The sequence below is a fragment of the Fulvivirga kasyanovii genome, from assembly GCF_009711405.1.
In the GTDB taxonomy this organism is placed as follows: domain Bacteria; phylum Bacteroidota; class Bacteroidia; order Cytophagales; family Cyclobacteriaceae; genus Fulvivirga; species Fulvivirga kasyanovii.
The window spans coordinates 1-11,710 of sequence record NZ_SMLW01000531.1; the positions used below are offsets into that span (position 1 = coordinate 1).

At 41.2% G+C, this 11,710-nt stretch carries 12 protein-coding genes; all 12 read right to left on the reverse strand.

The genetic code is table 11. The features are described from left to right. Window positions 1–3,245 (reverse strand): 1-acyl-sn-glycerol-3-phosphate acyltransferase (locus E1163_RS11955; RefSeq protein WP_155171967.1); only part of this gene is annotated, 3,245 nt, incomplete at its 3' end. 55 nt (window positions 3,246–3,300) lie between these two features. After that, on the reverse strand, window positions 3,301–4,503 hold the full coding sequence (locus E1163_RS11960) for a DUF2062 domain-containing protein (RefSeq protein ID WP_155171968.1): 1,203 nt from the start codon (window positions 4,501–4,503) through the stop codon (window positions 3,301–3,303). A 6-nt stretch (window positions 4,504–4,509) separates the two neighbouring features. After that, window positions 4,510–4,881: an ApeI family dehydratase gene (locus tag E1163_RS11965; protein ID WP_155171970.1), complete on the reverse strand. Its 372-nt coding sequence runs from the start codon at window positions 4,879–4,881 to the stop codon at window positions 4,510–4,512. Between the two features lie 3 nt (window positions 4,882–4,884). After that, entirely contained in the window at window positions 4,885–5,472 is a 588-nt protein-coding gene (gene lolB2 / locus E1163_RS11970) for a flexirubin biosynthesis protein LolB2 (protein WP_155171972.1), read from the reverse strand. Between the two features lie 35 nt (window positions 5,473–5,507). After that, entirely contained in the window at window positions 5,508–6,137 is a 630-nt protein-coding gene (gene lolA2 / locus E1163_RS11975) for a flexirubin biosynthesis/transport protein LolA2 (protein ID WP_155171974.1), read from the reverse strand. 2 nt (window positions 6,138–6,139) lie between these two features. Next, window positions 6,140–6,844 (reverse strand): polysaccharide deacetylase family protein, encoded by a 705-nt coding sequence (locus tag E1163_RS11980; RefSeq protein WP_185156061.1) that lies wholly within the window; start codon window positions 6,842–6,844, stop codon window positions 6,140–6,142. 53 nt (window positions 6,845–6,897) lie between these two features. Continuing rightward, a complete protein-coding gene (locus tag E1163_RS11985) occupies window positions 6,898–7,902 on the reverse strand; it encodes a beta-ketoacyl synthase chain length factor (RefSeq protein ID WP_155171978.1) in 1,005 nt (334 codons plus the stop codon). Further along, complete coding sequence (locus E1163_RS11990) at window positions 7,899–9,095, reverse strand: beta-ketoacyl-[acyl-carrier-protein] synthase family protein (protein WP_343033821.1); 1,197 nt, start codon at window positions 9,093–9,095, stop codon at window positions 7,899–7,901. The genes E1163_RS11985 and E1163_RS11990 overlap by 4 nt, the downstream gene beginning before the upstream one ends. 4 nt (window positions 9,096–9,099) lie before the next feature. Beyond that, the gene (locus E1163_RS11995; protein WP_155171980.1) at window positions 9,100–9,354 is read right to left on the reverse strand and encodes a phosphopantetheine-binding protein; all 255 of its coding nucleotides are present in this window, start codon (window positions 9,352–9,354) and stop codon (window positions 9,100–9,102) included. A 4-nt stretch (window positions 9,355–9,358) separates the two neighbouring features. Next, window positions 9,359–9,979 (reverse strand): beta-ketoacyl-[acyl-carrier-protein] synthase family protein, encoded by a 621-nt coding sequence (locus E1163_RS12000; protein WP_155171982.1) that lies wholly within the window; start codon window positions 9,977–9,979, stop codon window positions 9,359–9,361. Between the two features lie 16 nt (window positions 9,980–9,995). Further along, window positions 9,996–11,144: a beta-ketoacyl synthase N-terminal-like domain-containing protein gene (locus E1163_RS12005; protein ID WP_155171984.1), complete on the reverse strand. Its 1,149-nt coding sequence runs from the start codon at window positions 11,142–11,144 to the stop codon at window positions 9,996–9,998. Window positions 11,145–11,146: 2 nt separating this feature from the next. Continuing rightward, window positions 11,147–11,572, reverse strand: coding sequence for an acyl-CoA thioesterase (locus tag E1163_RS12010; RefSeq protein ID WP_155171986.1), 426 nt, complete (start codon window positions 11,570–11,572; stop codon window positions 11,147–11,149). Window positions 11,573–11,710 lie beyond the last annotated feature (138 nt).

The following is an 11,710-nucleotide window of genomic DNA, read 5'->3' on the forward strand; positions in this document are numbered from 1 at the left end:
TTAAATATGTAGTTTTTGAGAATGGCTTCCCTAAAGAAATCAGGGCTTTCCTGTTGTTCTCTCAGCTTTTTATATTCTTTTTTGAAATACTTACTGATTTTCTTAGTCCTTTCCCTGTAGCCAGAGCCAAAGTCGACATTCTCATGGGTGATCCGGGGCAGAAACTTTACGGTAATTTCTGTTTTTTTGAGATAGAAATCATCTCCACGGGTCATGGCAAAACTGGTACCGTGTAAGAGAACGGGCTGTATATCGAGCTTAAAGTGTTCTGCCAGAAAGAATGCCCCTTTATGAAAGCGGCCAAGTTCTGCTGTTCTCGATCTTGTACCTTCCGGATAGACTATAATAGAGTATCCCTCATTGATTATTTTTTCAATCTTCTCCAGTTGGTTTTCCAGTCCTTTGGATGCAGGTATGAAATCGGCATACTGAACGGATTTGCCAAATAGCGGAGAGTTATAAACCCAATCATTTGTAACCATTACCACTCTGGGGTTGAACATCAGCAGAAGCAGGATATCCATAAATGAGTGATGATTACTGATAATTACGGATGGCTTGTTAAAATCAATGTTATCTTTCCCGTTAACCTTTTTACGGATATTGACCATGATATTGATTACCAGCCAGCAGAAAAAACGTATCAGTTTATGAAATGCATATTTGCGTTTGTCCTCGGAAGCCCATGGGATACGGCAAATCCACCTGGCAACAATAAGCATAATACAGCCAAAAAGAAAGCAAGCGAAAGATAAAGCTGTCCTTACAAAGGAAGCAATTGTGAAAGGAATAACATGGTTTCGTTTTCTGCGAAGAATTAACAGGTCGTAGAGCATGTGCTCTACCGTAAAAGTGATGAATACTACTGAAAAGATACCGATAATGGCAAGGAAAGCAATTGACTTCAATGCCGGGTGTTGCGCAAAGGCAAGCACACCTATTCCCAGCAAAGTGGTCACCATTGACAGTATAATTGATTTTTTATAGGAGGTTAGGTTATCAATGCCATAAGCATACTGCTGGGTCAATCCGCGCATAACAAAAATGCTGTAATCTATACCTAAACCAAATATGAATGTACAGATAATAATGTTGACAATGTTGAAGGTAAGTCCAAGCCACCCCATAAGCCCCAGTACCCAGAGCCAGCTTAGCAGGATAGGCAGAAAGGCAATCAAAGTTAGCTCCAGCCTGCCGTAACTGATAAGTATGATCAGAAATACAACAATCAGGGAAATGTTGACGAGGTTGCTAAAATCCTCTTTCAGCAATTCCACCAGTTTATTAGTCAGGTGGGTTTTATCCAGAATAATGATGTTGGGCAGTTTTGAAAGGGTGCGTAGAACTGCCGGTTTATTTTCCTGAGCCAGGGCGATGGTGGACAGTACGGATACTGTTCCATCTGCATTGTTAATTACCAGGTCATCTCCCATTACAGATAAAATGGTGGTGACATCTTCTTCAGATATAGTGGAGTATTCCTTATTCAATACATTTACAAAACTGGAAAACGTACCCTCACGGAAACCATAAGCTTTGGCAGCTTCGTTCAGGGTTTCAGTGACACTGTCCCGGCTATGGCCTTGCCAAAACTGCTGCCAGTTACTCAAGCCTTCTTGCTGTACCTGGGGAGAAGGGATGATATTGTTCAGGGTGTAGAAATCAAATATAGAATCCTGGGCATTCAGGCGTTCCAATTCTTCTAAAAGTACAGTATTGGCCTGCAGGGCTTCGCTGATGGTACTGCCATTAAAGGCTACATAAATATTGTTGGCTGAAAAATTTGAAATGGCGTTGATACCTTCCTGGTACCTTTCCAGATGTTCGGGCATGTAGTTCAGTTTGAGCATATCATTCTCAAAGGCAACCTGCTTCCAGGTAAAAAGGCTTATTACTGACAACACTACGAGGATAACTACGGCCCAGCTTTTCTTGTAAAATGAGTATGCGGCCAGCCAACTGACAAATCGTTCTATAAAGTTTCTTGCTTGAGGAGTTGGCTTTTCCTTCTTAATTATCATGTGAGGAAGAAAAACCAGTGTATAGAAAACTGCTCCCAAAACACTAATTCCAGCAAAAATACCGAGGTCTTGTAACGCTGTAGACCTGATGAATATTAACGACAGAAAAGCACAGGCAGTGGTAATACTACTCATCAGTAGTGGAATGGAAAGATCTTTAAACAAGGCCTGTACGTCCTTCTCCTTTTTGTAATGGGTGAAAAAATGCAAGGCATAGTCTATGGTGATACCCAATAAAACAGAACCTACACCCAATGAAATAGCAGAAACACTATCTCTCACCACGGCCAAGAATGCAATGGCCACTATGGCACCAAATATACCTGGCGTAACTACGACTATAAATGTGGTGACATTCCTGTAGAAAAATGAAATAAAAACAAATAAAGCTGCCAGGGCAAGGCTTACTGTTACAATAATATCTGCTTTTATACGACCTGCGTTGGCTACGGCAACTGCTGCAGGTCCGAAATATTCAATTTTAACAGCGCCATCAATAGATTCAAACTGCTCTTTCAACTGACTAATACCTTCTATGAGCCGGGCATTATTTGACGTTTCATTAGGAGGGTTGCTTAATGTTACAAAAAACATCAGGTGGCGATTATCAGTGGTGACGATGTGGTTCTGATACAAACTGAAGTTATTGTCCAACTGCTGGTCGCGCATTCTTTGAAGGGGAAAGGCGGCCAAGCCCAATGGATCTTTGACCAGCATTTTTGTAACCACACCTACCGGCGACAGGAGCTGTTTATAAGTACGTTTTACTGACTCTCCAATAGCTTCCTCTTTGATCCGGTCATCTATTTGCTCATAATCTTTTGGCTGAAGGTAAAAGGGAAGATTACGGTAGTAATAATCATACATTTGCTGCATTTGTTCATCCGGCACTTCCCTGATTATTTCATCAATAAATTCGGAATAGCCTGCATTCAAAGAATCTGAAAGGGCTTTTGCCATTGACACAAGCTGATCCGGACTTGCAGCGGCCGAATCGTTAAAGTAGAGGTGAATAACCAGACGATTATTGATCTTAAGCCCTTCAAAAACCTTATTGACGGAAGTTACCTGTTCATCACGGGGCATTATGTTTACTATATTTTCTTCCAGGCGTATGGTTGTAGCCAGGTAAGCTGTCCCGCCTAGTAACAGCGCCAGAAAAATAAAGGATGCAACCTTAAATGCCCTGATGAATTTATATATCTGATAAAACAACTTTGACATGCAATATTTAAGATGAGGCTAAATATAGTTTGGCGACAAATGTAACCAGATTTTCTTACAGGCTGGTAAGGCTGTCTTTGGCTTCGCCTTTAAAAGGCCTTCTTACCATGAAGTACAGCACTGTAACCAGCCAGGTAAGTATACCCATGGCGAGGGCCAAAACGATAGCACCGATAACATACTGCACTAAATTGGCTTTGATCATTTCTAAAGTGATACCTGAATGGAACAACAGATCATCTTTGGGATCAGAGACAAAAAAGGCGCCCAGTTTATAGCTGCCGTAAATAATCACCGGGATCATGGGCGGAATACTGATATGCGCTGCGACTACAAATAAGGCTTTGTTGAGTTTCATTAAATGGGATAGTGCTATACCTACTATCAATTGATAACCCCAGATGGGAAAAATGCCCATAAAAACACCAAACCCAATAGAAAGCGCCTTAGTCCTTACAGGTTCATCCTTGTTAAACAGGTGTTTTTTTGTAAACTTTCTGATATTCTCCCTGGTCAATAATTTTATGAACCGAAAGGGTATATAATAAAGCACGGCCAGTATGAAAAACCATGTATTTAATATACTGATCCTGGTAAAGTCTGCAAATGGCCTGAAATGGGATATCCTTTTCTTACCCGGCTCATAATGTACACGAATGGGAATGTTTTTAACGTTTATCCCTTTCCATGCGGCTTTTACTATTACCTCTACTTCAAATTCAAACCTGGAGGTGATATACCTGATCCCTTCCATCTTTCTGATGGGGTATAAGCGATAGCCTGATTGCGTATCTGTCAGTTTTATCCCAGTGTCAACATAAAACCAGAAATTGGAGAATTTATTGCCAAAGCTACTCTTGCCGGGTACATTTTCCTGACTCATATTTCTCGCGCCTATAACGAGGCTGCCCGGCTCCTTTTCTATTTCTTCCAGGAACTTTGGCAGGTCCTCAGCAAAGTGCTGCCCGTCGCTATCCACTGTTATTGCATAATGATATCCTTCTTTCAATGCATACCTGAAAGCATTTCTAAGCGCAGTACCTTTCCCCTGGTTCTTTTCATGTTCAATTACATGTATCTGATCACCAAAGTCCTTTAAAATTTGGGGTGTGGTGTCGGTAGCTCCGTCATTGACCACGATTACATCAGAGGTGTATTCGAGCACGTCGCTTATCACTTTCGACAAGGTGCCTGAGTTGTTGTAGGTCGGGATGATAACACAACATTTATGGAACCGAAATTTTGCTTTGAAATCCATTGGTAATTACTTCAGTTCAAAACGGCCTTTAAATTTGAAGTTGGCCTCTCCACTTTTTAAAAAGGTACTCGCCGAAACCGTAAGGCCAGCGGGTTCTTCTTTGATAATTATTTCAAATTTTAAGTGTCCATCCACTGTGGGGTCAACCAACTTTACATATTTTATGTTTGCTCCCTCAGACAAAAACCAGCTTTTGCCTGTCTCCTGGGATATAATGTCTTTAAGCATCTCCAAAAGGCAAACGCCAGGTAAAACCGGTTGCCCCGGAAAGTGGCCTTTAAATATCTCATGATTGATGTTTAAGGCAGCATTTACGGTATACTTACCTTCTTCGGGCTGCTTAACCTCATCAAGTGTATATAAACTTCCTTTCAGCATGCTTTATCTGTCAAGTAATTTCATTTCCATCTTCATTTTAATGTAGCGGTGGTTCACACATATTTCATCCGGGATCGGATCGCTATTGGTGTAGAAAAATGAAGCATAGGTTTTCAAAAAAGTAAAATTATTTTTGGTTTCAGCCTCACGTACTTTGTTGTCGGCTGTTAGTTTAATTTTAATGGTGTTATCTCCCTTTATTTTATAGCCGTTTTTCTTTTCTTTTACCTTTTCAGGATTTTGCAGGTCAGTTAAGAGCATGATGCTAAAATCTTTGGCCATGATCCTTCGGATAACAGCCCGCTCCATTCCTTTGGGTACTTTATTCCAGGTCAGTTTTCCGTCTGCAATTAAAAAATCCATTATTGAAGGTCCTAGTTTAGACAATAGAACTACTCTATAAGCCTCCCCTTCTTTTTTCACTACCATCAAGCCGCTAAAACTGTGTTCCCTATAGGTAAAAACTGTATTATAGATCAATCCGTTATCAGCGTGGTTGATGTATGGCTTAGGTAGCTCATCGTCTTGGGCGGAAGCCTGCGCTACAATGAGAATGTATAAAATTGAAAGGAATAAAAATCGTTTATTCAAAACCATGGCCATTGTTTGTGAGAATGCATTTATTCTCACTGGAATGAAAATTCACTATCAGGTATTGATGAGTTAATCTTTTTATTGTGGAAGGTTATCAGGGTATAATCTCCTTCGTGTTCAAAAAGCTGAATTTTATTTACGGTATAATCGCTCTTTTCAAAATACACATCAATCTGCTTTATATAGCTCTTCAATTGCTCTTCCTTAGGGCTGAGCCTGGCTAAATATAACTTATTATTCTCCAGATAGGAAATATCAAATCGCTCCTCCTGCAAAACATTGCCTTGTACACTATTGATGATAAGGTCATTCAACTCTTTAAATATTTTGCTGTTCCGGATCTCAAATGAATTTACTTTTCCTTCATCATTGATCTTAATCTCCTCCCCGTTGAGTAGGATCGCGTAGTTGTAAGGGTTGGTATATGACCACTTCAAAAGGTCCGGTTTTTTAAAGTGCATGGTACCGGATGACTCTACAGAATTTGATAATATATTCAGGTATTTATTTTGGTTAAAGGATGCCTGTATGGTATTGGTATTGGTAGCCATCCGGTTTATTCCCTTCTTAAATGCCGGTATATCTTTCATTGTTTCAAAGCTATCATTTTGAAACAGCAGCATAAAAGGAAACACTAATACATATATCAGCAGCTTACTCATAGTCAGTCAAATTTAAAAATTTCGTCTATAGTGACGCACTCATAATTCTTTTCTTTGGCATACAGCAAAATTGCTTCCAGAATTTGAGGTGTCTTTTCCCTGTTATCATGAAGCAATACCACCGAGCCGGGTTTAAGTTGAGCAATAACTTTTTTAATTACTTTTTCAGGGCTGGTACTCATAGTATCAAATGAACGCAGGCTCCATCCGATCGCCTTCATTTGGGTGGCCTTTACAGCAGCGGCTATAGCAGGATTGGTAACGCCATAAGGAGGCCTGAAATAATTTATGTTTTTGCCGGTGGAATTTTTAATCAATTCGTTCGTCTTTTCTATCTCGTAAGCAATATCCTTCTTACTGAAAAGGGGAAATAGTTTATGGTGAGAATATGAATGATTACCAACCGTATGCCCCTCATCTACTATTCGGCGCACTATTTCCGGATTTTCTTCGATGCTTTTACCGATTAAAAAAAAGGATGCTTTTGCCTTATACTCTCTTAATACTCCAAGTATGCTTTCTGTAAACAGGTGCGGTCCGTCATCAAAGGTTATGGCTATTTTATTTTCAGCATTACCGGGTGAGGTGTAAGCCTTCAAAAAAATATTGTACTTCATAACAGAGGAGCCAAGAACCAAAAATACAAGAAATGTCAGGGTGCTTACGGCATAAAATACCCAGGTTACGCCTATAAAATAATCTAGCATCAATAGTCCAGCTATTACCGCTATGAACGTCGCCCGTGCTATAACAAAGGGTGTCATAGGGATAAAAAGGATATGGCGTGGTTCTCGCCATTATAATGATTATATATCAAGACCTTGTGTAAACTGCCGCTGTGAGAGCCTGACAGCAGGGTATCCGGGAAAATGCATTGTTGACGAAGCATTTCAACTCCCAGGTTATAAGCGTATGCAGAAGAGGTGAAATATTCTCCGGTTACTTTTTTAAACCCAGCAACGGGAATACCAACGGCAAAGGCTGAAATGAAATTTTGATAATAGGCATCCTGGCTTTTTTTATCCAAACCTAAAATCAGGGCATCTATTTCACTTTTATCCAGATCATTCTTTCTTAAAAAATTATCCACCTTTTTCATCAACTCATCGGGAGCAATGTGGCCAAAGGTGGCGACATCCTCTACGCAAACAGAGGTCTCATCTCCTGAACCTGAAATCATGAAAAAACAGGCCCCTTCACCAAAGGGAATATTGTTTCCACATTCCATCTTTACTAAAATATTATTTACTTCCGGGGTCATTTCATCGGCTCCGCCCAGTAGTATGTGATTTGCTCCCTCATGAACACGCAAAATGGCATCAGACAAAGCATTTTCAAATGAGTGTCCTCTGTTGACATAGGTGAAGTTATCTTCAGGGCACTGCAGCATCAGGGCTAATTGCCCGGCAATGGTGTTATGTGTGGACTGGATAAAAGCAGTTGGTGACAGCAGCCCTTCCTTCTCGGTGATAATCTCTTTAAGAAACTTTTCGGTGTCTTTGATACAACCCAAGCCTGTACCTACAATGATGGCATCGGGTTGGCTAATTCCTGATTCGGTAAGTACTCGATTTCCGGTAGCCACACTCATTTTTATGATTCGGCTCATGCGGCGTGCCAGCTTCGGATCAATTACATTTTTATATTCTGGTTCGAGGGCATGCAGGTAAGGTATATCTGATGACTGCCAGTTGTCCAGATACTTTTCCGGATCAAAAGTATTTTGCGGTGTGATGGCTGACGTTGCTGTGATATATACCTTCATGAAATATCTGCAAAAATAAGTGATGAGCAGTTGCCTCCAAATCCAAATGAGTTGGAAAGCACATATTGTATCTTCATAGGTGTCAATGAAGTGACAGGAGGCTTGATCACATCCATTGGATTGGTAAAATTCAGGTTGGGAAATGCCACCTGATGTTGAATAGCAAGTAAGGAGAATACAGCTTCTATGGCTCCGGCTGCAGCTAAAGTATGTCCAGTGAAAGCTTTGGTGGAGCTATACGCAGGAACTTCTGTGCTAAAAACTTCCCTTATGGCATGGCTTTCAGAGAGGTCGTTATTGGCAGTTCCGGTGCCATGCGCATTGATGTAATCAATTTTATCTGAGGGCACTCCGGCTATTTTTAGGGCTTTTTTCATTGCCAGCAGTGCTCCTTTTCCTTCCGGTGACGAGGCTGTCTGGTGATAGGCATCATTGGCATTGCCATACCCAACGAGTTCTGCAATTGCGCTGGCGCCCCTGCCATGAAGTGACTGCTCCGACTCCAGCACAAGAAAAGCTGCTCCTTCTCCCAGATTAAGACCTTGTCTTTCAACGTCGAATGGCCTGCAGTGGGTATGATCAAGTATTTTCAGGCTATTGAACCCATTTAGCGTAAACAGTGACAATGCATCAGAGCCTCCTGCTATTACACAATCTTCCATGCCTGCCCTGATCATCCTTCCTGCATTCATGATAGTATTGGCAGAAGATGAACATGCAGTGCTAATGGTTTGGAGGGTGCCTTTCAAATCTAGCGCATCAGCAATTTTAGCTGTTGAATAGCCGCAATCATGTCCTTGAAAAGAGGACTTATAATCTACGTCTTTGCCTTCTTGTAAATCGCGGTAGGCCAGTTCCGATAGATCCATGCCTCCTACGCTGGTGCCGTTTATTAATGCAGTAGCGCTCAATTTCTCCGGTGTCAGCCCGGCCATTCCAGCGGCTTCCCGGGCAGCCAATATACCCAGCAAGGCCGTTCTGGATATGGTTTTATCTGTAAGGCCCACCTGCCTGGCTAATTCAGCATTTGCTATTTTCAGTTCACCAACGGGCATATCTTTATGGGCAGTATGCAAAATTGCAGGCACACTTATTCCCCCGGTTGAAGATTTGAGAGCGCTTAAATTGCTACCCACACCCACTCCAAGAGCAGAAACTATTCCATATCCGCTGATGTAAACCTTTGACTGCACTGTACTATTTTTTACTCTTCTCGATATAAGCCGCTATGGTGTTTATAGATTGAAAGACCTCTCTGCCATCTTCCGGATTTTCAATTTTCACTCCGTAATTCTTCTCAAGCAGTACAATCAGTTCAAGGGCATCAATCGAATCAAGCCCAAGCCCATCTCCAAACAGCGGTTCATTGTCATCAATGTCTGCTGCGTTCACATCTTCAAGGTTCAACGCTTCTATTATAGCGGCCTTAAGATTTTCTTTCAGTTCTTCCATTTAATTAGAATATAATTTGATTGAAATTTTTATCAAAATCTAAAGCTAAAGGCGCTCCCGTATCCTTTTGGCTACTCACCAGGTATAATTCAGCAATGTAACTGCTATCAGAGTAATCTACAAAGCCGGTAATACAATAATGATAGTGCTCTGCTTCAAAAAGGTGTTGCACATAGGTGTGCAAAAAGTCAACGTCCAATTGCTCCATGATAAAACAGGTATTCTCTCCGGTGACCTTATACCTGATGCACATTTCGCCAAGCATAATATTGGGAAGTGTATAGACAAACACTGCCGGACTTGGAAAATAATTGCTCCTATCTGCAATGGACTGATAGTGTCTTTTGTCAGAACTTAATGATGAAGATTTATTTCCCAAAACAATGGCCACCTTATCACCGTCCCAGTTTTCGATATGCATGGTAAGCAAATGAGTTCCGAGAAATGCGAGTTGGCTCAATTCATCCATTTTGAAGAATTTGGGGTATTGAATGGAGAGGTGCCTGTACAATTCCTTGCCAAAAAGATTAAAAGGGTGCTTTTCCTCGTTATTCAAAACAAACTCTCCATTGGCCTGCACTGAGGTCGGTGTTATTATGCTGTGAGCCTGAATTTGAAGTTGCATCTTGTTTTAATCTGTTTTATAAACTTTTATACACTACTGCCGCGTTGCACCCTCCAAAACCTGAGGTAGTTTTTAGGGCATACTCGCACGCGGCGACAGCTTTTGTTGCTTGTATTATGTTGAGCGTTTTTGTAGTACCTGTTTCCTGAAAACCTTGTGACGCAACAAGTTCTCGTTCTAGCATTTGCTTCATGGTTATTATGGATTCAATTACTCCGGCAGCACCTAGTGTATGTCCAAAATAACCTTTTAAGCTGTTCAGAGGTGTATCGCTCAGTCCAAGGGTATCAAAAACTATGGCTTCCATCTCATCGTTAAAGAGGGTAGCTGTACCATGTGCACTTATATAGCTGATCTGGCTGGCGGTAATATCTGTCTGCTCTAAGGCACGTTTCACTGCCAGTTTTAGTCCTTCACCTGTTCTTGAAGGCCCCGAAATGTGGTTAGCATCGTTGGATTGAGACCCTGATAATATTCTTACAGCCTGACCTTTATTTTTGGCCAGTGTCACATCTCGTGTTAAGATCATGGTTCCGCAAGCTTCGCCGAGTGAAATTCCTTTGCGGCGGGCATCATACGGCCTACAGGGCTCATCGCTAATGGCCTTAAGGCACTGAAAGCCGCTAACCACAAATTCGCTTAGTATATCACCGCCTGCTACAATGGCATGGTCGTATTGCCCCACTTCTATCAGGCGCTTTGCTGTTATAATGGCTGACAATCCCGAAATGCAAGCATTTGATACAATAACGGGTGCATTGGGCAAGTCAAAATATCTGGCTATAGTATTGCCCATAACCGTCAACTCTGAACGTTTTGTATCCATAGGGCCAGTATAACTTTCAGATAGCAGGTCAATGTTGCCTTTAGTGGTGGAAATTACCAGTAATGTCCGGTTTTTATCAAGATCTTTAACATGGCTGAGTGCATCGGAAACAGAGTGGATAAAAAGCTGTTCCAGAAAGGTATAGCCATTGTCTTCTGAAATGTTTAAGGCTCGCTTTATATCTTCACCAATAGCGGCTCCATAAAATTGCTCCGGATACAGATCTCCGTTTTGGATATTAGCAATACCTGAAATACCGCCGCGACAAGCAGCATAATTTGCTTCTGTATTAGTGCCCAAAGGGCTAACTATATTGTCTGCTACTGAATAGATCTCCATAGTTATTTCAGGCTTAGTACATTCCAATGTGCTTTCCAGCTCTGAAAAAATTCCGGCACGGTAAGCTGTAACTGGTTTTGCTTATTCAGGAAAACCTGTACTGACCTGCCAGTTGCATAGACCTCCTGGTTATCGGCATGATATAGTTTGTAGTCAAAAATGATCTTTGCTGCGGGAGTGTCCACAAATGTAGTCTCAAGCACTACCGGGTCGTTGTATTTAACAGGCTTTTTATAGTTGCAATCTACTTTCACAATCGGTATCGTAAAGCCATGATCTTCATATACATCCAGATAGCCAAGGTTATAGGCTCTCCCAAAGCTTTCCCGACCGTCCTCAAAATATTTAATATAATGACCATGCCATAGGATGCCCATACTATCAATTTCATTAAACCTTACCCTTATTTCGGTTGTATCCTTTAGCATTTATTTCTGGTCTTCTTCCGGTTTAATAAAAATCCTTAATTCACATTCAGCCATGGTACTTTCATTTTTATCATAAATCCGTGCCATGGCTATTTGCATATTCATTACTTCATTCACAATCTCTACTGAAGTGTAGAT

Bases quoted from the DNA above. Each gene is read 5' to 3' on its own strand.
- E1163_RS11960 (WP_155171968.1), bottom strand. From the start codon at position 4,503: ATGGATTTCAAAGCAAAATTTCGGTTCCATAAATGTTGTGTTATCATC.
- E1163_RS11965 (WP_155171970.1), bottom strand. From the start codon at position 4,881: ATGCTGAAAGGAAGTTTATATACACTTGATGAGGTTAAGCAGCCCGAA.
- lolA2 (WP_155171974.1), bottom strand. From the start codon at position 6,137: ATGAGTAAGCTGCTGATATATGTATTAGTGTTTCCTTTTATGCTGCTG.
- E1163_RS11980 (WP_185156061.1), bottom strand. From the start codon at position 6,844: ATGCTAGATTATTTTATAGGCGTAACCTGGGTATTTTATGCCGTAAGC.
- E1163_RS11985 (WP_155171978.1), bottom strand. From the start codon at position 7,902: ATGAAGGTATATATCACAGCAACGTCAGCCATCACACCGCAAAATACT.
- E1163_RS11995 (WP_155171980.1), bottom strand. From the start codon at position 9,354: ATGGAAGAACTGAAAGAAAATCTTAAGGCCGCTATAATAGAAGCGTTG.
- E1163_RS12000 (WP_155171982.1), bottom strand. From the start codon at position 9,979: ATGCAACTTCAAATTCAGGCTCACAGCATAATAACACCGACCTCAGTG.
- E1163_RS12005 (WP_155171984.1), bottom strand. From the start codon at position 11,144: ATGGAGATCTATTCAGTAGCAGACAATATAGTTAGCCCTTTGGGCACT.
- E1163_RS12010 (WP_155171986.1), bottom strand. From the start codon at position 11,572: ATGCTAAAGGATACAACCGAAATAAGGGTAAGGTTTAATGAAATTGAT.